The organism is Rhabdobacter roseus, from assembly GCF_014202275.1.
Lineage (GTDB): Bacteria > Bacteroidota > Bacteroidia > Cytophagales > Spirosomataceae > Rhabdobacter > Rhabdobacter roseus.
Genome location: NZ_JACHGF010000001.1, coordinates 753,198 through 773,522 on the forward strand (window position 1 = coordinate 753,198; position 20,325 = coordinate 773,522).

Below are 20,325 nucleotides of genomic sequence, written 5' to 3' on the forward strand. Positions count from 1 at the left end.
AGCGGCACGTTGAGCGAAGGCGTTTCGGGTACTTATTTAGTAAACTTTAGTAGACCTATTTATTTTGTCGTAGCTGATAGCAAAATATCCCTCCCTAAAAAGGAAAAATTAGTAAATACCCGTCCCCATCTGATCCTCGGTTCCAAGCTGGCTTTGGATCAGTTGGTAGTTGACCAGGTACTGTAGTACGGTTTGGGCGGCATTCTCCGCTTGGGCTTCCAGAATTTCCAGGCGAGGCTGTACAAACTGCTGCCAAACAATTTGGTCCCCTACCGAGATTTCAATGATATTCGAAAGCCCAATCGAAGGCAATTCTTCGATCTTGACCGTCAGCTCATCGATGTTCTGCTCGAAGGTAGCATTCATTTGGCCCATCGACGTTGAGTCAAGCTGGGCGCTGGTCCATTGGCGGTAAAATTCTTCATAAAAGTCGCGGCCAACTTTAGTACGGCTATTGTCCAGGATCAGCGTAGTACCGCTTTCACTCTCAATCAAAGCCTCGTCAAGGGGCCTTACGGAATATTCTTCCAGGGCTTCTTCTTCCAAAGGGGTTTCCTGAGCCAGGCAGTTCACTCCTCCTAAGGAAATGAGCAGAAATAGAAGGCGAAGTACATACCGCATGGGGCCAAGGATTACGATCCAACGATCAATTTTGGGGAACGTAGAAATTAGTAGTCTCGATGATGAGTTTCATCCCGCCCGTTTGCTCAATTTTCAGAGAGGGGAGCGCTCCCAGCCCGTTGCCATTGCGGGTTAGCTCATTGCCGTCACCTCGCTGAATCACCTGAAACTGAATTCCGGAGCTGGTGGTGTTCATCAGTTGGAGCAAATTATTATTGCCGTCCTGAAGCAGGTCGTATTTGTTATTCTGGCCAGTTAAGTCCAAACGGAGCTGGTTGTTATTTCCTACTTGTTGGGTTGTGATCAGGTTGCCGCTCCCGATGATATTGAGCATACTCTGGTTGTCCAAACCCGACTGCAAAAGTGCCACGTTACTCCCGGCCGATCCGGTGCCGCTGTAGGTAAGCCCCAACTGAGTAATGATGGCTTCGTTGGGCAAATCAAGCTGTGTGTTAAGCCCCTGTATGGTGATTTCGTTGGATTGCTGCGCTTGTGAACAGTAACCTAGCGTAAGAAAGAGGCAGGCAAGTAGGTACTTCATAACTATATCTTAATATTTAAAATAACAATTTAGCCCCGAAAGTTACAAAAAGTTCTTAATTACTACCTTGCTTAATCACCACTTTATTACCAGAACCCTGTTGGGACACTTGGGCGGTGTTGCCCTGCCCCGATTGGTGTATCTGAACCTGATGGCGGGCCTTCTGCCCGGGCAGGGTATCCTGCACCATAATCACCCGGTTGGTGCCATCCTGGATTATGGTAGTAACCAGCGTGGTAGAGTCCGAGGAGCGCTCGCTCTGTTGGATCTGGATGTTGTTTCCGGCTCCTTCCTGCGATACCTGCACGTGGTGCGGAGCCGTTACGATCACTTCTTGTTTGGACTCCATCGGTTTTGCCTTTTTGGATTTAGAAGTTTGAGCCTGAGCATTTATCGTCATGCCCAGTAAGCCCAACACAACCATTGCTATTTTTCTTTCCATGGTACTTGTACGTAGAACATGAGTAATATGAAAGTGATACAGGTAGGGGCGCGCTACGGAAGGGTTGGGATTAAAAAGTCCCCCCCCCCGGTAGTAGCCTTACCAGGCTAGCCAAAATCTGTGTCAATGTTATATTAGTCGTGATAGCATCTGATTTATCTCATTTTATCTTCATAATATTTTAGCGTAATTCGTACGAATTTTAAGCAAGTAGGTTGTCTGAGTTACTAGAGCAGCAACCGAGCAAGCGGATATAAAGTGTCAGCTAAAGCGCAAGTGCTTATAGATTAGTAGGTTGTCTTGGTGCCGTGCTTGTGTCTACTGATTCATTTACACTCCGGAAATCCACATAATTTTGCCTTTGAAACAAGTAAATAAATGTTTTTAAACCTTTACAAACGTAAAGACGAAAGCGTATGCTTGCTTTATGATCAGCCCCTGGGCCCTCAACGGCGTTGGCACCTTCCTCCAACAACTAGCGAGCCAAGGTATTTGAAGATACTTCCTGGATTGGATTCCCTGTAGAGCCACTACACAATATACTCACTACTCGCATTGAAGAACGTTATACCCACATGATACTTCTGCATCAGACGCAAAGAGAGGAGCATTTAATTCATTCGTTGCAATCCCAGGGAAGGGTGAAGGAATTAGCTGTAAAAGAGCTGATTGATCGGCACGCCGGGTATATATACCGGCTTCATCGGGATATGGGACTGGCAGAAGAAGTGCTGAAAGATATCTATACCGATACGGTTATTTCTGTGGTCCGGCAGGTTGAAGAGGGCCACTTCCGAGGCGATAGTAAGCTGTCTTCCTATTTTTTTCGCATTTTTTATTTCAAAACCATAGACTACCTGCGCAAAGAGGCACACAGCCAGAGTAGAATACTTTTTACGAACGAAGTACCCGATCTGGGCGACAGCAACTCCTGGAATGGTACGATCCACGACGGCCTGGATTCGGAAGATCGCCTTAAGCAGATTTCGGCGGTACTTAATAAAATGTGTCCACTTTGCCGCTCACTCATCGACGACTGGATTTTAAAAGGATATACCGTCCAGGAAATGGCCGAACGCATGGGCGAAACGGACATCAGGAAATTTTCCCGAACGAAATACAAGTGTACCGAGAAGTTCAAAAGCCTTTGGAACCAGCAAATGAGGGTACTTGCTTACTAACTTACTCTTTCCCCAGCGCGGCCTTATACGCCTTTAGGCAGCGCTCCCGCGCCTGGGCGTGATCTACCATCGGGGGCGGATAGTCCAGGCTGTTGAGTTCCGGAATCCAGTCTCGGAGGTACTTCTGCTGCGGATCAAACTTCTGGGCTTGTGACGTAGGGTTAAAAATCCGAAAGTAAGGAGCGGCGTCGGTACCTGAGCCCGCCGCCCACTGCCAGCCGCCGTTGTTGGCGGCCAAGTCGTAGTCCAGCAGCTTGGCGGCAAAGTAGGCCTCTCCCCAGCGCCAGTCCACCAGCAAATCTTTGATTAAAAAACTAGCCGTGATCATCCGGACGCGGTTGTGCATGTAACCCGTGGCGTTGAGCTGCCGCATACCGGCGTCCACGATCGGGAAGCCCGTGCGGCCTTCGCACCACTTTTGAAACTCCTCCTCGTGGTTGCGCCAGCGTATGCGGTCATATTCGGGCCGGAAGGCCTTGCCTTCACCCACGTGCGGAAAATTCCACAAAATTTGCTGGTAGAAGTCGCGCCAGATGAGCTCGTTGAGCCAGGTACTGCTGTGGGCCTCCCCCTTTCGGGCCAGCTCCCGAATGCTCACCGTACCAAACCGCAGGTGTACACTCAGCCGCGAAGTACCCGGAGCGGCGGGGTAGTTGCGCAGGTCGTGGTACTTTTCGAGCATTTCGCGCCGAAGAACCTTTTTGGGGAAAGGCTCTCCCGATGCTTCAAAGCCCAGGGCCTCCAGGGTAGGCAGGGGTTCGGAGGTAGCAGACAGGAAGTGGCGAAAGTACTTTTCGGTGGGGTAGGACTTTACATAAAAAGGATCTTTCGCTTTTTGCTTCCAGGCCCGGCTGTAGGGCGTAAATACCGTGTAGGGTTTGTGTTGGGTGGTCAGGATTTCGTCTTTTTCAAAAATAACCTGGTCCTTATACGTTTTGAAGGCAATGCCCCTTTCGCGCAGCAGGGCTTCTATTTTTTTGTCGCGCTCCTGAGCGTAGGGCTCGTAGTCGTGGTTGGTGTATACTTCCGCAATGGCGTAGTCTTCCAGCAGCTGCTGCCAGGTACCTTCGGGATAGCCGTACTTGACCAGCAGCGTCGATCCTTTTTCTTTTAATTCCTCCTGAAGCTCGCCAAGTACCTGATGGATAAACTCCAGGCGGCGGTCGCGTTTGTCTTCGAGCGGGTCGAGGATATGGCGGTCAAACAAAAAAAAGGGAAGGACCGGGTAGCCACTGCGCAGCGCGTGGTACAGGCCGGCGTTATCTTGAAGACGCAGATCGCGCCGAAACCAGAAAAGAGCGATTTTTTGCCTGGACATACAAACGGGTTACGAATTTATCCCTTCGTAACCCGGCGCACAGAGGTTTTGTTTAGGTTAAGTTAAACATAAAAGGAGTAAGCTCCGTCAGTACAGGTCCAGCAGGTACCTCATGACATCCGTGGTAGTAACGATCCCCACCAAAGTACCTTTTTCGTCGGTGACGGGCAGGGCGTGGAACTCTTCCTGCGTAAAGATTTCGGCCACGTCGCGGATGGTTTGGTCGGCCCGGATCAGGCGCGGCTTGTGGGTCATAACCTGCTCCAGCGTCAGCATGGTCAGGACGGCTTCGTCGACACCCGCCTGGTTGTCAAACAGCGCGCTGAATGTCAGGCGATTGATGTCCGTCCGGCTAATCATGCCCACCACCTCCTGGCCGTTAAGAACGGGTACGTGGCGGATTTTATGTTTATTGAAAAGGTCTACAACTTCGTGTAAATCATCAGCCAGGTTAACGGCAAGTACGTTTTCCGTCATAATGTGGGTGATGGGCTCGCGGCGTTTCATAAGCAGGGATTGGTTTGGTGAATAACTACCCCAAAAGTAAGGCGAGCTGCTACGCGCGGGCATGAGCAAAGTCAGTAGTAAACATGAGTGTGGCCCAGGTACCTGGCTGTTTAAAGAGAGTCCCCGAAAGTACCTTGGCGTAAGGTACTTTCGGGGACTCAAGGACGTGACCAGCCGCAGCCGTTAGTAATCTTTCTTGCTGTCTCGTTTGGCCTTTTTCTCGGCCCGCTTGTCTTTGATGGTTTTCGTCGACTCCTTCTTAGGGCTGTTTTGCGAAGGATTTTTTCCTTTTGCCATGACTTTTCTGTTTATTTAAGACTTGCTGAAAAGTACTTTAATGATCACTAAGAAATACGTGTACAGGTACTTTATTATTGAGTCCTGCCCGTTTAAATTTCTTGAATTTCTACCGAAAGGTACCTGTTTTTTATTAAATAAAGGAAAGGCTTCCGCCGCCTGGGTACTTTGAAAGGGCAGAACTACTCTCAAAACTGGATTTTGAGCTTATTTAAGGCTATATTCACTTTTTATAACCTGACTATAACGAAGCTTCTCTATGTTAAATCGCTACCTACTGGGGGCTCTGGCGTTGTTGTATACGACCTGCTCGCTGGCTCAAGTACCCACCATCGAAACCTTCACGAACGAAATGGAGAAGCAGGAGGGCTTTATGCCCTTCTATTGGGACGTCCGAAAGGGGAAAATTTGGCTGGAAATAAATCAGTTTGACACCGAACTGCTGTACTACGCTACCCTGGCGCAAGGCGTGGGTTCCAACGACATTGGCCTGGACCGGGGTAGGCTGGGAGGCGAGCACGTGGTGACGTTTCGGCGGAGCGGCCCCAAGGTACTTATGGTGGAGCCCAACTACCGCTACCGCGCGCTCAGCAACGACCCGGTGGAACGAAAGGCGGTGGAGGAGTCGTTTGCGCGGTCGGTGCACTGGGGCTTTGACGTAGTGGCGGCGTCCAACGGACGAGTACTGATAGACCTCACGCCTTTTCTGATGCAGGATGCCGTGGGGGCCATCCAGGCCCTAAGCCGAACGAAGCAAGGTACCTTCCGTTTGGACGCTTCGCGCTCGGCCATGTACCTGGAGCGCACCAAAAATTTCCCGCAGAATACCGAGTTTGAAACCATGATCACCCTCGTTGGTGATAACCCCGGAGGGTACCTGCGGTCGGTGGTACCTACACCCACCGCCGTGACAATGCACCAGCATCACTCCTTCGTACAACTCCCCGACGACGGTTACCAGCCCCGCGCCTTTGACCCCCGGGCGGGCCTGAATGGCACCGAGTTTTATGACTACGCCTCGCCCGTGGGTGAGCCCCTGGCCAAAAGGTACCTGGTGCGGCACCGCCTCCAGAAAAAAGACCCCACCGCAGCCGTGAGTGAAGCCGTGAAGCCCATTGTCTACTACATGGACCCCGGTGCGCCCGAGCCCATCCGGTCGGCGCTTATGGACGGCATTGCCTGGTGGAATCAGGCCTTCGAGGCGGCGGGCTACAAGGATGCTTTTCAGGTAAAACTCCTCCCGCCCGACGCCGACCCCATGGATATTCGCTACAACCTGGTGCAGTGGGTACACCGCTCTACGCGCGGCTGGTCGTACGGGGCCAGCATCCGCGACCCACGCACGGGCGAAATCCTGAAGGGAAAAGTGACACTGGGCTCTCTGCGCGTACGGCAGGACTTTCTGATTGCGCAGGGGCTGGTGGCGAAGTACGAAGAAGGCCAGCCCGTATCGGACGAAATGATGCAGCTCTCGCTGGCGCGCCTGCGGCAGCTGGCCGCTCACGAAGTAGGCCATACGTTGGGCCTGCCGCACAACTACATTGCCAGCACGCGCGACCGCGCCTCGGTGATGGATTACCCGCACCCGCACGTCGACATCAGGAACGACAGTACCCTGGACCTGGCCAATGCCTACGCGACGGGGATCGGGGAATGGGACAAAATTGCGATCAACTACGCCTACCGGGAGTTTCCGGCAGGAGTGAATGAAAAAGATTCACTCAATAAAATCATTACCAACTACCTCCGGGCCGGGCAAAGCTTTCTGAGCGATCAGGACGCCCGCCCTACCGGAAGCGCCCACCCGCAGGCCCACCTTTGGGACGGCGGGGCTGATGCCGTAGATGAACTGGAACGCGTCATGAAAGTACGCCGCATCGCGCTGAATCAATTTGACGAGAAAAAAATACCCGTCGGCATGCCCCTGGCTACGCTGCAGGAAGTACTGGTGCCCATGTACCTCTTCCACCGCTACCAGGTAGAGGCGGCCAGTAAAGTAGTGGGAGGAGCTAACTATTCGTACGCTCTGCGGGGCGATGGGCAGCTGGCCTACCAACCGGTGGAGGGCGGTGAGCAGCGGCGCGCCCTGCGGGCGCTGCTGGCTACGCTGCGGCCTGGGGAGCTGGTGCTGCCCCGCCCCGTGCTGGCGCTCATTCCGCCCCGTCCCTACGGTATTTCGGCGAATCCCCGGGAAGTATTTCGGGGGCGTACGGGCCTTACCTTCGATCCGCTGTCGCCCGCCGAAGCGGCCACCGGCTTGGTATTGGCCCTGGTACTTGACCCCGAGCGGGCTAGCAGGCTGGAGGCCCAGCGGGCGGTAGATACTAGCCTGCCAGGCCTGGGCGAAGTACTGGACGCCCTGCTGGACGACACCTGGAAAAACAAGGTACCTACGCGCGAAAGCTACCAGGCGTCGGTTCGTCGGCAGACCGAACAGCTCCTGTTGCAACAGATGCTAAGCCTGGCGCAGGCGAGCGAAGCCTCAGCGGCGGCACGAGCTATGGTACTTTTTAAAATCAATGAGTTGAAAACCTGGATCGACCAGAAGCAATTTGGCGTAGATGAGCAGCACCGGGCGCACTACCAGTTTGCGCTGCGCCGCATCGAGCTCTTCGAAAAGGGACAGGCCGAAGGTGTAACTACCCTACAGGTAAACGACGCTCCCGACGGCGCACCCATCGATTCGGGGCAGGATTGGCTCGAGCCGGTATGTGGCTGGGAAGTACCCTGAAAGTACCTGCTTCTGTAACAAAACAGTAAAAAACCGTCGTAGCTGAGGTAGTTACGACGGTTTTTCCTTTAAACTCTCACAAAAACGGAGCAAACGTTTCAGGTCTTCTTCTTTATTAAAGCGCACCGGCTCCTGCTTCAGGTAGTTCTCAATGCTTTTTCGGTGCTTGGGGTAGGCACTCAAAAAACCTTTCCGGATGGCCGGCAGCGTACGGTAGTTAGGGTCCATCAGGAAGTAAGTGGCTTCTTTGGAAAAAACAATGTCTCCTTTCACGTCCAGCTTATAAATGGGGCCATTGCCCGTGGAGTAGCTCTGGTAGTTTTTAATGGAAGAGACTCCGCTAGACTGTCCGTAGGCCCCGATCTTATCTACCCCCGCTACCTTCAGAAACTGCTGAACTACGAGCTTCATACCGGGCTGGGTAGCGACCATCTTCAGATAGCCCTTTTTCAGATCGTAATAAAAGGTATCTCTACTGACCGTAATCCGCAGGAAGGTATATTCGTTGGCTAAGGATAACGTATCACCGCTTAGGTTTACAAATTGCATTTCCTTAGTCAGAAGATTATAATTCAAGCGGGCCCGGAGGGAGCCGCCGTTACGGTAGTAAACGGTACTTTCCTGAAATCCCTCGTAGAGGTACTTGGAGGCCTCCTTGCTGAAGTTATCTTCTGTCTTCAGCCGGATCAAATCACTTTTCTGCGCCCTTACGTATCCGTAGCTCGTCAGGCACAGGATCAGCATCAGCACTACTATTTTCGTACGAGCGCCTTTCATGGGTAATTAATGGTCAAAGTGGGGGGTATTTTACCTTTTGTCCTACGGGTCAGAGCTAAGTCAAACTAAAAGCACGGCGGTGAGTAGATTGTATTTAAACAATACAAATACCCTAAAAGCTCCTTATTAATTGTACAATTCTCTTTGATGTAGTAGTGATGTAGTCTCTTTCTTGATTTTTGCTTGCTAGGGCCTTTAGATTTGCAGTCAATTTAATCTTACAATAATTCAACTAAGTTCATCAACTGCCAAGTTAAGCACATGAAAGGAACAATACAATCTCTCTGCCTGGTGCTTTGTCTCATGGGAGCCGTAGCCTATGGCCAGGGAATAAACGTGAGCGGGGTAGTAACCTCCGCCAGTGACGGCTCGCCGCTACCGGGAGCCAGCGTACTTATAAAAGGAACCACCCAAGGGGTCCCTACTGATGCCGACGGTAGATTTACACTTGAGGTACCTTCGGAAACTTCGGTGCTGGTCTTCTCGATGATCGGCATGACGTCTCAGGAAATCACTGTAGGTACCCAAACGACCATCAACGTCAGCCTCGAAGACGACTCCCGTACCCTGGGAGAAGTCGTGGTGATCGGGTACGGTACGGCTACCAAGCGTGATCTCACGGGCTCCATCGTGACCATCAAGGGTAGCGAGCTGGCCGACAAGCCCAACGCCAACCCCATCAACGCGTTGCAGGGAAAGGTAGCGGGTCTGTCCGTAGTGACCTCTGGCCGGCCCGGCCAGGAGCCCGACATCCGGATTCGGGGTACCAACTCCATCAACGGCGTCCGGCCGCTCTACGTAGTGGATGGTATCCTGAACGACAACATCAACTTCGTTAACCCCGCCGACATTGAATCCGTAGAGGTACTTAAAGACCCTTCGTCGCTGGCGATCTTCGGGGTACGCGGGGCCAACGGGGTCATTGCCATCACCACCAAGAAAGCCAAAAGTGGTCAGCTACAGGTTAATTTCAACTCCACGGTAGGCTTCAAGCAGGTAGTAAACCGCATGAGCCTTACCAACGCCGACCAGTTCAAAGAGCTGTACAATGAGCAGTTGCAAAACCAGGGCGTTGCCCCCTATGACTACACCATCTGGATGGGTAACACCGACTGGCAGGATCAGATTTTCCAGAACGGGCTCCTGAACTACAACAACGTCAGCATCACCGGTGCTACCGACAAGAACCGCTTCTACATGGGTATTGGCTACATCAACGAAGAGGGGATCATCAAGCACGAGCAGTATAACAAGCTCACCCTGAATATCAACGACGAGCTGAGGGTATCTAATAACCTGAAGTTCGGATTTACCTTCAACGGCTACCGTGCCGCGCTGCCCGTCAACAAGGGCGTGGGTGGTGCGATCCGGGCGGTACCTATTGCCCCCATTATGGATCAAGCCTCCGGCATGTACCACACCTTGCCGGATTTTCAGCGGGCGCAGGTGTACAACCCATTGGTCGACGTAGAGCTACAGAAATTTACGGCGATTGCGCGCGAGTACCGCGCTGTGGGAAGTATTTACGGAGAACTGAATTTCCTAAAAAACTTCACGTTCAGGGCCTCTCTGTTTGCTGATTACGGGTTTAATACCTCTCGCTCGTACCAGCCACTCGTGATGGTGTATAACCCCCAGATCGTAGGCGACTCCAAAGTAGATTCGTTGGTGCGGCAAACGTCCGTATCGCAGAACCAGAGCATTTATCCCAAGATTCAACAGGATTATCTCCTGACCTACGCCAAGCGCTTCGGCGATCATGACCTGACGGTACTGGGGGGAGTCACGACCTACTTTAGGGGCTTTGAAGGTACCGGCTCGAGCATTCAGCAGGGTAGTAGCTTCCCGATTCCGAACAATCCGCGCTTTTGGTATACCGACAACGTAGGAGACGCCTCCACCCGGCTAGGGAGCGGATCGGCCTGGGAGTCGGCCACGCTCTCGTACCTGGGACGGGTACTTTACAACTACCAGGGCAAGTACCTCGTAAATGCTTCCTTCCGGCGCGATGGTAGCTCGGCCTTCCTGGGTTCGGGCCGCTGGCAGAACTTCGGTGCCGTGGGGCTGGGTTGGGTACTTAGCGAAGAGGATTTCTTCAAGGAGCAATCCATTTTTGATTTCTTCAAAGTAAAAGGCTCGTGGGGGGTACTTGGGAACCAAAATATCGATGATCGCTACCGCTATCCCGCTTATCCTACGCTCACGGCGGCCAACTCGGGTGTATTTGGCAATAACGTCGTAGCGGCCCTGCAAAATGAGTACATCGCCGACCCGAACCTGCACTGGGAAACCGTACACGCCATGGAAGGAGGCGTTGAATTCAATATGCTCAAGAATCGGCTGCAGGTAGAGGCCAACTACTACAACAAGCTCACCAAGGATATTTTGGTGATTGTGCCCGGCATTGCCGGTACGGCTCCGGGCCTCAGCAACCTCGGGGAGGTAAGCAACAACGGGATTGAGCTGTCGGCCACCTGGAATCAGGACGTAACCAACGATTTTTCCTATACCCTCAGTGGTAACCTCACTACGATGAACAACAAGGTCCGGAAGCTATCCACTACCGGCTACCAAATCATCAGCGGCGCTTCCCGCACCACCGAAGGCTATCCTATCGGGTACTTCTGGGGCTACGTAGCCGACGGTATTTACCAGTCGGAGGCGGAGATTGTACGCTCGCCGTCGAGCTCCATCGGGGAGGTATTTCCGGGGGATATCAAGTACCGGGACGTAAACGGCGACGGCTTCATTACCGAAGCCGACCGCACCCTCATCGGGAATCCTACCCCAGACCTCATGTATGGAGCTTCCGCTTCGGCCAGGTACAAAGGATTTGATCTGGGCGTGGAGCTGACGGGCGTGTACGGCAACGAAATCTTCCGCGACTGGAACCGAAGTACCTTTGCTCAGTTCAACTACCAGACCGAGCGCCTGGATCGGTGGAACGGTCCGGGTACCTCCAACTGGGAGCCCATCCTGAACACAAGCCGCCCTAACAACTACCAGATTTCTTCGTACTGGATCGAGGACGGTAGTTTCTTCCGGATTCGGAACGTGCAGCTGGGCTATAACTTCAGCCAGGAAGCCCTCAAGCGCCTGCGTATGAAGTCGCTCCGTTTGTTTGTGAACGCCCAGAACCTGGCCACTTTCACCAATAGCACGGGCTTTACGCCCGAAATCGGCGGCTCGGCTACTTCTTTTGGCGTCGACGGCGGTACCTATCCCGTACCCGCCATTTATACCTTCGGTGTTAACCTGAATTTCTAAAAAAGCATTTCTCTGATCATGAAACATACATCTTATAAAGCGTGGGTCTTGGCCGTGACTTTCTCCGTTGCGATGCTGGCTACCAGTTGTAGCGACTTCCTGGACCGCGAACCGCTGGGACGGTACATTGAGGAAGACATTCCGGCGGGTTCTTTCGAAAGCCAGGTATTTGGGGTATACGCCCGTATGAGAACCGGCGGCGTGTCGGGCTTGCCCTACATTGCCGTGCACAACATCCGCTCCGACGACGCCGACAAGGGTAGTTCTACGACCGACGGGGCCGACGCTGAGCGCATCTTCGACGAATTCCAGTATACCCGGGATTTCTGGTTGATGAATAACTACTGGGCCGACCACTACTCGTTGATCATTGCTGCCAACGCCGTCATCACAGATATTGATTCCGTAGGCGTTTCGGATGCGGCCACGCTGGCCAACCGGGGCGAAGCCAAGTTCATGCGAGCCAACGCCTACTTCAACCTGGTACGTGCCTTTGGCGAAGTACCCAAGATTGATTTTAAAGTACTGGATGCCGCCCAGGCCAACGTCCCTAAAGCACCTGTAAGCGAGATTTTCGCGCTGATCGACGCCGATTTGCAGGACGCCGCGGCTACGCTACCCGTCATGTGGGCCGACGCCAAGTACACCGGACGGCTCACGCGTGGCGCGGCGCTGGCCCTTCAGACCAAAACTTACATGTGGCGTAGCAACTGGCAGGCCGCACTCAACTCCGCCAAAATGGTGATCGGGCTAGGTACCTACAGCCTGGTGAGCGACTACGGCAGTATCTTCCGCGAAACCGGCGAAAACAACGCCGAGTCGATTTTTGAAATCCAGGCGTACTATTCGCCCACGCTGACTACGCTGGGAGTACAATACGCACAGGTACAGGGCGTGCGGGGTTCGGGAGCGTGGGATTTGGGCTGGGGCTGGAATACCCCCAACCAGCGCCTCGCCAACGCTTTTGAAACTGGTGATCCGCGCAAGGACGCTACGCTGTTGTACTCGGGCCAGGTCAATACGCCTTATAACGAAAACGTACCACCCGCTACAACGAGCATTCCGCGGCCGTATTGGAACAAAAAAGTGTATACCAACCCGAGCCTGCGCGCCGCTAACAACAGTCGCTTTGGACAGTGGATGAACGTGCGGGTAATCCGCTACGCCGACGTACTGCTGTGGGCCGCCGAAGCCGCCAACGAGCTGGGAGGTACCCAAAACACCACCGACGCCCTGGCGTGGCTGGAGCAGGTCCGGGCGCGGGCTCGGGGGGCCAATACCACCATTTTGCCCCGGATCACGACCACCAGCCAGGCCGAGATCCGCGAGGCGATCCGCCACGAGCGGCAGGTAGAGTTTGGCATGGAAAACGAGCGTTTCTTTGACCTGGTACGCTGGGGCATCGACGTGGAGGTGATGCAAGCCGCGGGCAAAACGTATCAGGCTCGGAACCGGTACCTGCCCATTCCGCAGCCCGAAATTGATCGGTCGGGTGGGGTACTGGTGCAGAACCCTGCGTACTGATAGCGCGTGAGTAATTATTAAGTGTAGAGTGATAAATTATCCCTGGTATAGTATGAGAAAGTACAGTAATATATTTTTCAAAAGCGTACTCGTTTGCCTGGCCGTAGGTACCTTTTCCTGCCAAAACTTCGAGCGGCCCGAAATGATGCTCATCTCGGACGACGACCCCGCCCTCAGCGGACCCCTGCAACGCTTCTGGGCGTTTGAAGGGGTAGCCACGGACAGCATTCTGGGCTCCCGAGGTACCTCTTCGGGCAACGTTAGCTACGTCGATGGCGTACGGGGAAGGGCCTACAAAGGCTCTACCACGGGCCAGATCGAGTACGCCTCGGCGGGCAAACTGGCCACCATGGAGAGCTTCACGGTGGCTTTCTGGATGAACACCACCAAGCACACCGGCGGTGCGCAGGCGGTTTTCATGCTGCCCAATACGGAAGATTTCTGGGGCAATATGTTCATGCTGATCGAAGGAAATGACAGTGCTACCGACAGCTCCATGATCGTTAAATTTCACTTTGGGGGCAACTGGGTAGAGTTTACAGGCAACGGTACCAATGCCAATGGCCTCAACCGCTGGCCCAACGCCTACGGCAGGTGGAAGCACGTGGCTTTCTCCTACGACGCCGCTACCTCTAAATTTGCGGCCTACGTAGATGGGCAAAAGCTCAACCTGGCGGCATCGGTTACCGATCGGGTGAGAAACAATGCGCCGCTGGGCGCGTTGAAGTTCAGCAATGCGTCGAAGTTTGTGATCGGAGGCTTCCAGCAACACATCGGTATCCGGCCTCCGGCTGATGCCTGGATGCTCCGCTACACGGGGATGCTGGACCAGTTCCGGATTTACACCCAGGCCCTGACGGATGCCGAGGTGAAAGACCTATTTGATACCAAGAAATAACAAATCAACGAATTAGCAGCGGCAGCGGGGTACTTGGGAGGTACGTTTCTCTGTACGGAGCGTCACGCTCGCTTCGGCGATCCGGTCCGTTCGCAGAGGTACTTTCCGGGGTACTTGGCTTCCGCTGTTCTTTTTAGTGACTGAACTGTGCGTATGAAAACCTATTGGATGAGGTACCTGGCGGTGCTAGTGTTTATTGGCTGGGGATGCCAGGAAAAGGAAGAATCGGTACGGCCTTCGGTTTTTAGCCTCAATGCCACCCGCGTCAATGGTGTAAGCAGCGGCTTTACTTACACCAACCTGGCGGCCAGCCCGGTCGTCAAGCTTTCCTTTTCAACGAAAATAGACCGGGCCTCGGTAGTGCCGAGTGTCACGTTCACGGGTACTTCGGGTACGGGCGTGGGTTTCAATACAACCTACGAAAACAGCGACAGTACCCTCGTCATTCAGCCTTCGGCTCCGCTGGGTTCGCTGGCTACCTACACGCTGGCCGTAAGTACCACCCTAAAGTCACAGGCGGGAGGTACCTTACAGATTCCGGTAACGGTGAGCCTGAGAACGGCTCTGGATTCGTCGGACAAATTTCCGGTACTTTCGGAAACCGCTTTGCTGGATAAAGTACAAAGCCAAACCTTTAAGTACTTCTGGGATTTTGCGCACCCCGTAAGCGGGCTGGCGCGGGAGCGCAATACCTCCGGCGACCTCGTGACCTCGGGCGGCAGCGGCTTCGGCATCATGACCATCCCCGTGGCCATTCAGCGGCATTTCATCAGCCGCGCCGAAGGCCTGGCCCGGATGCAAAAGATCGTGGGTTTTCTGAAAAATAACGCCCAAACTTTTCACGGCGCTTTTCCGCACTGGCTCAACGGGGCCACGGGAGCGGCCCTGCCCTTCAGTGCCAAGGACGACGGCGCCGACCTGGTCGAAACGTCGTTTTTGATCCAGGGGCTGCTGACCGCCCGCCAGTATTTCAACGGTACCGATGCCGCCGAAACCGCCCTGCGTGCCGACATCAACGCCATTTGGGAGGCCGTGGAGTGGGACTGGTTCCGGCGGGGCGATCAGAACGTACTGTACTGGCACTGGAGCCCTGTCCACGGCTGGGACATGAACCTACCCATCCGCGGCTGGAACGAGTGCCTCATCACCTACGTGCTGGCGGCGGCCTCGCCCACGCACCCCATTCCGAAGGTAGTGTATGATAACGGCTGGACGCAAAACGGCGGCTTTGCCAACGGCAATACCTACTACGGCTACCGGCTCCCGCTGGGGAGCGCCTACGGTGGCCCGCTGTTCTATGCCCACTATTCGTTTCTGGGCCTGGACCCGCGCCAGCTTACCGACGCCCACGCCAACTACTGGACCCAAAACCAGCACCACACGCTCATCAACCAGGCCTACTGCATCGATAACCCGCAGAAGTACTACGGCTACAGTGCGGAATGCTGGGGGCTGACGGCCAGCGATATACCCAACGGCTACACGGCCAACTCACCCACCAACGACCGGGGCGTCATTACCCCCACGGCGGCGCTGTCGTCCTTCCCGTACGCACCGGAGCAGTCCATGAAAGCCCTGAAGTTTTTTTACTACAAGCTAGGCGACAAGCTCTGGGGCGAATACGGCTTCCACGATGCTTTTTCGCTGCACGAGCCCTGGTTTGCGTCGTCTTACCTGGCCATCGACCAGGGGCCGATCGTACTCATGATCGAAAACCACCGTAGCGGGCTGCTGTGGGAGCTCTTCATGAGCAGCCCCGAAGCAAAAGCGGGCCTGCGCAAGTTAGCTTTCCAGAGTCCCCATCTTTAATGGATTATTAGGTACTTAACGACGTTATTTATGAGACAACTACCTTTCTATATAGCCCTAGTACTTTGCCTGCTGGCCGTGGAGACCAGCCAGGCACAACGAAAAAAAACGAGCGCGGCCCCGGCGGCTTTCAATCCGGCCAATCGCCTCAAAAACCTCTCGGATACGGCCTTGCTGGAGCTGGTCCAAAAACAAACGTTTAGGTACTTCTGGGAATACGGGCATCCAGTGAGCGCCATGGCGCGAGAGCGCAGCAACGTGGCCTTCGACTACGGCAACGAGGTAGTCACGACCGGAGGTACCGGTTTTGGCATCATGGCCATGATCGTGGCCGCCGAGCGCCAGTGGGTACCTCGCGACTCGGTAGCCGAGCGGCTGCTCAAAATGGTGAAGTTTTTAAGTAAGGCCGACCACTACCACGGTGTTTTTGCGCACTGGCTCAACGGCGCGACGGGCAAGACGATCCCCTTCAGCCGCAAGGACGACGGCGGCGACCTGGTCGAATCATCTTTTTTGTTCCAGGGACTGCTCTGCGCGCGGCAGTACTTTACCGGCGACTCCAACACCGAGCGGGAGCTACGTAACCGCATCACCTGGCTCTGGAACGACGTGGAGTGGGACTGGCACACCCGCGGCGGCCGCGACCAGCTCTACTGGCACTGGAGCCCTAACCACGGCTGGAGCATGAATTTTGAACTACGCGGCTACAACGAAACCCTCATCACGTACATTCTGGCGGCTTCGTCGCCCCGCTACGCCATCGACGCCAACGTGTACCACCGCTGCTGGGCGCAGAGTAGCCATTTTAAAAACGGACAGGAGTTCTACGGCGTCAAACTACCCTTGGGCTTCGACTACGGCGGGCCGCTGTTCTTTGCGCACTACTCGTACCTGGGGCTGGACCCCCGCGGCCTCGAAGACCGCTATGCCAACTACTGGGAGCAAAACGTGAACCACTCGCTGATCAACTACCGCCACTGCGTGGAGAATCCGGGGAAGTTTAAGGGCTACGGCGAAAACAGCTGGGGCCTCACCGCCAGCGATACCTACAACGGCTACAACGCCCATTCTCCCACCAACGACTTCGGGACCATCACCCCCACGGCGGCGCTGTCGTCTTTTCCTTACACGCCCGAGCAGTCGATGAAGGCCCTGAAGTACTTCTACAACGACCTGGGCGATAAGCTCTGGACCGAGTACGGCTTTGTGGATGCCTTCAACGAGTCGCAGAACTGGTATGCGCAGTCGCACCTGGCCATTGACCAGGGACCCATCATTGTCATGATCGAAAACTACCGCACGGGCCTGCTCTGGAAATTATTTATGGAGGTACCTGAGATACAAGCGGGACTAAAAAAGCTTAACTTTAAGAGTCCTAACCTAAATTAATTGTGTGAATGGTAAGCCCGAGCGGAGCCCCTGGTAGGGTGAGGCTCGGGTTTACACATCCATCATAAACTCGTTCAGGTTTATATCGGAATCAAAACCCAGCTTTTTGCGCAGCCGGTACCGTTTTATCTCCACGCCTCGCACCGAAATCCCCAGGATGGGCGCGATTTCCTTGCTCGAGAGGTTCATGCGGAGTCCGGCGGCCAGGCGCAGCTCGGTGGGCGTTACGGCCGGACAAATGGCCTTGAGCCGCTTGAAAAATTCTTCGTGTACTTCGTTGAAATTATCCTCAAAAAGCTTCCAGTCTTCCTTGCCCGAGACGTTGCGCTCGATGCTCGTCAGGAGCTTTTGGTAATGAATGTTGGGTAGCTGGTGGCCCAGTTCTTCCTTGACCTGTACCAGCTCCGAGCGGATCTCCTCCAGAATCTCGTTCTTGCGCACCACGTTGATGGCGATGTTGCTCAGCTGCTGGCTTTTGCTGTTCACCTCCGACAGCAGCGCCTTGTTCTGGATTTCCATGATCCGCTTTTCGTTGATGAGCTGCTGCTGGCGTAGCTTCTCTTCCTGTTCGAGCAGCAAATGCTGTTTTTGCTTTTTGATTCTTTTTTCCTGGTAATACAGGAAACCAAGGATGCAAAGTACCCCCAGCAGGCCAACGGAGATCTTGGTAAAGAGCATCTCGTACCAGTACGGAAGTACCCTAAAACGATAGGTGGCTACCTGGCTTTGGTGTAAACTTTGTACTTCAAAGACATACTGACCCGTGGGCAGGTTGGTGAAATCGACATAGTGCTGATCCGTGAGCTCCGACCAGTCGTCGGTGAGGCCCACCAGCCGGTACCGAAACCGCGCCTCCTGCCCGTTCAGGGGTAGGGCGTACTGGATCCGCAGGTCGCGGACGGCCGCCGGAATGGTACTTTCCGGGCCCAGCGGAAAAAGGTCGGCGGAGTTGCGGAGGTTGGCTACGCGCCGGATCAGAGGCCGGGGCATCACTTGCTCGGAGGGAGTTTCGCGGTAACGATCAAAAAGTACGTAGCCGTTATCTACACAAAAGAGATAGTATTGGTCGGTAAGCGGCACGATTGTCTCGTTGTTTCGTACCAAAGAAAAGTCCAGGCTGCGGGTAGTGCCGTCGGCTTTGTGCAGGATAATCTCCTCCCGGAATACCCGAAACCAGTCACCGTATAATCCCTGGCGTAGCTTGTAGGGCTGGTCGGCCGTTTTTTGGTAGGCGGGCATGGGCTGCAGCCGGTGCGCCTGGTCTGCCGTAAAGTACTGGTCGCCGGAGCGGATCAGTACGTCGTCTTTCCAGGGGAGTACCTCCACGGAGTAGGCGTCGGGCAGGTCGTGCGGAGCCTGGTAAGGTACCCATTCTTGTAGGGCGCGGGTGTCGGGCGTCAGGGTAGTTCGGTATAAGCCTTTGTAGGCGTGGGCCAGCCACAAAGTACCCTCTTCGGTCTGCGCCAGGTACTTGATTGGGATCGGCGGCACGCCCTGTACTTTGTGCGCGTAGGCCCACTGGCCGCGGGCGTCGAGCCGGTATACGTGCAGGCCCGTGTAGGTACCTTGCAGCAGCGTGGGCTCCGCCTGGCCTTTGAGCGGAAGCAGTACCCACCCGCCGGAGACCGTCGACAGGCGCCGACTGGTTTCCCCCTCGATCAGGAAGGTACCTTCGTTGTGCCCGCAGAGAAGCTGGTCGTGAAGTACCTGGAGCGTCCAGACCTGCCCTTGCAAGCCGGGAATGAGCCGGAACGGCTCATCGGCGCGCCATTTTTTTACAAAAACCCCGCTGTTGGTCCCTACGTACAGCAAACCCCGGTGGAGCGCGGCGGCGTAGGTAGTTCCGAGCGGATTGTTGGCTACGTTGTAAGAAGTAATGGGCGAGGCTAGCTTCACGAGGTCGATGCCCTTGTCCAGGCCCAGCCACAGGTTTTGGGAGCTATCCTCCCAGAGGGCCAGCACGGTATTGTTTTGCAGGCCATTGCCCTGATGAAAGTGGTATAACAGCTCGCCTTTTTCGGAGATAATATAAACGCCCTTCAGGATAGTCCCGATGGCATAGTGGCCATTTTTGAGGACAATCATTTTGTTGATCACGTTTTTTTTGAGCTCCGCAGCGAGCGGAATCATCCATTCGCGCAGGGTACCTTCGTCCCAGAGCAGCAGGCCGCGGCGGGCTGTAGCGATGAGGAGTTGGTGGTGGTGGAAAGGAAGTACCGTCGATACATTTTTGCTGGGTACCTGCTCGCCGTTTGGGAGCGGAATAAAGTCCCGGCCCCGGAGCTCGTACAGCCCTTTGTCGATCAGGGGCACAAGCAGCCGACCGTGCACGTAGCGCAAAAACAGGAAGTTGCCCGGTGCTTTGATCTCCTCAAGCACCTGGCCGTCGTAGCGGTAAATATGGGAGAAAGATTGAAAATAGAGCGCGTCGGGCGTTTTCAGGATGTGCCAAATCTCCTCGGTGCCCAGACTTTCCAGGGCCGCACCTTCGTTCAACGACTGGTACTTCAGCTGTCCGGTGGGGGTTGGCTGCCAGTAGCCGAACTCGCCGTAGCCGCCTACGTACACCCGATTGCCGTCGCAAAGTACCGAGCGGACGATCTGGCCGTTGGGCAGGGGGTAGGTACGCCAGGTGGCGCCGTCGTACTCCAGCAGGCCGTCGGAGTTGGCGCTGTACAGGATCTGCTGGGTACTTTCGGCCAGGCCCCAGTTTTGGTTGTGGGCTTTGTAGGTGGTATAAGGGTAGTTGATCAGCGGCGGGGTTTCCTGCGCGTAGCTGCCGAGGGCAAAGCCCAGCCAAAGGTACCCTCCGAAAAAAAATAGAATCTTTTTTGATTCAAGGCAGGAAGCGCGCCCGTAGTCAAGTAGTCTATCGATTAAAAATTTCATGTAGTGTGTTGGGTAGCTACAAAACAGCCAGTTAGGATTTTTACCAGCTCAAAATGACAGTTAAATAACAAGGCCGCTTTACATAACGTGCCCGGATGTGCGCTTCGTACGACGGCCAATAGCAACGGCCATAA

At 54.6% G+C, this 20,325-nt stretch carries 14 protein-coding genes; 7 read left to right on the plus strand and 7 right to left on the minus strand.

Features of this window, described 5'->3' with window-relative positions:
• Positions 1 to 108: 108 nt before the first annotated feature.
• The 3 genes from HNQ92_RS03265 to HNQ92_RS03275 are packed head-to-tail and all read right to left on the minus strand — an operon-like array spanning position 109 to position 1,511.
• The gene (locus tag HNQ92_RS03265) at positions 109 to 621 is read right to left on the minus strand and encodes a CsgE family curli-type amyloid fiber assembly protein (protein ID WP_184170845.1); all 513 of its coding nucleotides are present in this window, start codon (positions 619 to 621) and stop codon (positions 109 to 111) included.
• Between the two features lie 25 nt (positions 622 to 646).
• Positions 647 to 1,162, minus strand: coding sequence for a hypothetical protein (locus tag HNQ92_RS03270; RefSeq protein ID WP_184170848.1), 516 nt, complete (start codon positions 1,160 to 1,162; stop codon positions 647 to 649).
• Positions 1,163 to 1,217: 55 nt separating this feature from the next.
• Positions 1,218 to 1,511 carry a hypothetical protein gene (locus HNQ92_RS03275; protein WP_184170851.1) on the minus strand — a complete coding sequence of 98 codons (294 nt, stop codon included), beginning with the start codon at positions 1,509 to 1,511 and terminating at the stop codon, positions 1,218 to 1,220.
• Between the two features lie 668 nt (positions 1,512 to 2,179).
• Between HNQ92_RS03275 and HNQ92_RS03280 the strand changes: the two genes are divergently transcribed.
• Complete coding sequence (locus HNQ92_RS03280; protein ID WP_184170854.1) at positions 2,180 to 2,785, plus strand: sigma-70 family RNA polymerase sigma factor; 606 nt, start codon at positions 2,180 to 2,182, stop codon at positions 2,783 to 2,785.
• A 1-nt stretch (position 2,786) separates the two neighbouring features.
• Here the strand turns inward: HNQ92_RS03280 and HNQ92_RS03285 are convergent, their stop codons facing one another.
• A complete protein-coding gene (locus HNQ92_RS03285) occupies positions 2,787 to 4,103 on the minus strand; it encodes a cryptochrome/photolyase family protein (protein WP_184170857.1) in 1,317 nt (438 codons plus the stop codon).
• A gap of 87 nt (positions 4,104 to 4,190) precedes the next feature.
• The gene (locus tag HNQ92_RS03290) at positions 4,191 to 4,610 is read right to left on the minus strand and encodes a CBS domain-containing protein (RefSeq protein WP_184170860.1); all 420 of its coding nucleotides are present in this window, start codon (positions 4,608 to 4,610) and stop codon (positions 4,191 to 4,193) included.
• Between the two features lie 556 nt (positions 4,611 to 5,166).
• Between HNQ92_RS03290 and HNQ92_RS03295 the strand changes: the two genes are divergently transcribed.
• The gene (locus tag HNQ92_RS03295; protein WP_425504274.1) at positions 5,167 to 7,638 is read left to right on the plus strand and encodes a zinc-dependent metalloprotease; all 2,472 of its coding nucleotides are present in this window, start codon (positions 5,167 to 5,169) and stop codon (positions 7,636 to 7,638) included.
• Between the two features lie 51 nt (positions 7,639 to 7,689).
• On the opposite strand, the gene HNQ92_RS03300 is transcribed toward HNQ92_RS03295, so the two are convergent.
• On the minus strand, positions 7,690 to 8,415 hold the full coding sequence (locus HNQ92_RS03300; RefSeq protein WP_184170863.1) for a hypothetical protein: 726 nt from the start codon (positions 8,413 to 8,415) through the stop codon (positions 7,690 to 7,692).
• A 261-nt stretch (positions 8,416 to 8,676) separates the two neighbouring features.
• Here HNQ92_RS03300 and HNQ92_RS03305 point away from each other — a divergent pair, with 261 nt between their 5' ends.
• The 5 genes from HNQ92_RS03305 (at position 8,677) to HNQ92_RS03325 (ending at position 17,302) form a co-directional block, all read left to right on the plus strand.
• Positions 8,677 to 11,682, plus strand: coding sequence for a SusC/RagA family TonB-linked outer membrane protein (locus tag HNQ92_RS03305; protein WP_184170866.1), 3,006 nt, complete (start codon positions 8,677 to 8,679; stop codon positions 11,680 to 11,682).
• A gap of 18 nt (positions 11,683 to 11,700) precedes the next feature.
• A complete protein-coding gene (locus HNQ92_RS03310) occupies positions 11,701 to 13,206 on the plus strand; it encodes a RagB/SusD family nutrient uptake outer membrane protein (RefSeq protein WP_184170869.1) in 1,506 nt (501 codons plus the stop codon).
• Positions 13,207 to 13,258: 52 nt separating this feature from the next.
• Positions 13,259 to 14,104: a LamG domain-containing protein gene (locus HNQ92_RS03315; RefSeq protein WP_184170872.1), complete on the plus strand. Its 846-nt coding sequence runs from the start codon at positions 13,259 to 13,261 to the stop codon at positions 14,102 to 14,104.
• Positions 14,105 to 14,257: 153 nt separating this feature from the next.
• The gene (locus tag HNQ92_RS03320) at positions 14,258 to 15,913 is read left to right on the plus strand and encodes a glucoamylase family protein (RefSeq protein WP_184170875.1); all 1,656 of its coding nucleotides are present in this window, start codon (positions 14,258 to 14,260) and stop codon (positions 15,911 to 15,913) included.
• Positions 15,914 to 15,943: 30 nt separating this feature from the next.
• Positions 15,944 to 17,302, plus strand: coding sequence for a glucoamylase family protein (locus tag HNQ92_RS03325; RefSeq protein WP_184170878.1), 1,359 nt, complete (start codon positions 15,944 to 15,946; stop codon positions 17,300 to 17,302).
• Between the two features lie 51 nt (positions 17,303 to 17,353).
• Here HNQ92_RS03325 and HNQ92_RS03330 read toward each other — a convergent pair whose 3' ends face one another.
• Positions 17,354 to 20,191 carry a triple tyrosine motif-containing protein gene (locus HNQ92_RS03330; protein WP_184170881.1) on the minus strand — a complete coding sequence of 946 codons (2,838 nt, stop codon included), beginning with the start codon at positions 20,189 to 20,191 and terminating at the stop codon, positions 17,354 to 17,356.
• Positions 20,192 to 20,325: the final 134 nt, after the last annotated feature.

Bases quoted from the DNA above. Each gene is read 5' to 3' on its own strand.
- HNQ92_RS03265 (WP_184170845.1), bottom strand. From the start codon at position 621: ATGCGGTATGTACTTCGCCTTCTATTTCTGCTCATTTCCTTAGGAGGA.
- HNQ92_RS03270 (WP_184170848.1), bottom strand. From the start codon at position 1,162: ATGAAGTACCTACTTGCCTGCCTCTTTCTTACGCTAGGTTACTGTTCA.
- HNQ92_RS03275 (WP_184170851.1), bottom strand. From the start codon at position 1,511: ATGGAGTCCAAACAAGAAGTGATCGTAACGGCTCCGCACCACGTGCAG.
- HNQ92_RS03280 (WP_184170854.1), top strand. From the start codon at position 2,180: ATGATACTTCTGCATCAGACGCAAAGAGAGGAGCATTTAATTCATTCG.
- HNQ92_RS03285 (WP_184170857.1), bottom strand. From the start codon at position 4,103: ATGTCCAGGCAAAAAATCGCTCTTTTCTGGTTTCGGCGCGATCTGCGT.
- HNQ92_RS03290 (WP_184170860.1), bottom strand. From the start codon at position 4,610: ATGAAACGCCGCGAGCCCATCACCCACATTATGACGGAAAACGTACTT.
- HNQ92_RS03295 (WP_425504274.1), top strand. From the start codon at position 5,167: ATGTTAAATCGCTACCTACTGGGGGCTCTGGCGTTGTTGTATACGACC.
- HNQ92_RS03300 (WP_184170863.1), bottom strand. From the start codon at position 8,415: ATGAAAGGCGCTCGTACGAAAATAGTAGTGCTGATGCTGATCCTGTGC.
- HNQ92_RS03305 (WP_184170866.1), top strand. From the start codon at position 8,677: ATGAAAGGAACAATACAATCTCTCTGCCTGGTGCTTTGTCTCATGGGA.
- HNQ92_RS03310 (WP_184170869.1), top strand. From the start codon at position 11,701: ATGAAACATACATCTTATAAAGCGTGGGTCTTGGCCGTGACTTTCTCC.
- HNQ92_RS03315 (WP_184170872.1), top strand. From the start codon at position 13,259: ATGAGAAAGTACAGTAATATATTTTTCAAAAGCGTACTCGTTTGCCTG.
- HNQ92_RS03320 (WP_184170875.1), top strand. From the start codon at position 14,258: ATGAAAACCTATTGGATGAGGTACCTGGCGGTGCTAGTGTTTATTGGC.
- HNQ92_RS03325 (WP_184170878.1), top strand. From the start codon at position 15,944: ATGAGACAACTACCTTTCTATATAGCCCTAGTACTTTGCCTGCTGGCC.
- HNQ92_RS03330 (WP_184170881.1), bottom strand. From the start codon at position 20,191: ATGAAATTTTTAATCGATAGACTACTTGACTACGGGCGCGCTTCCTGC.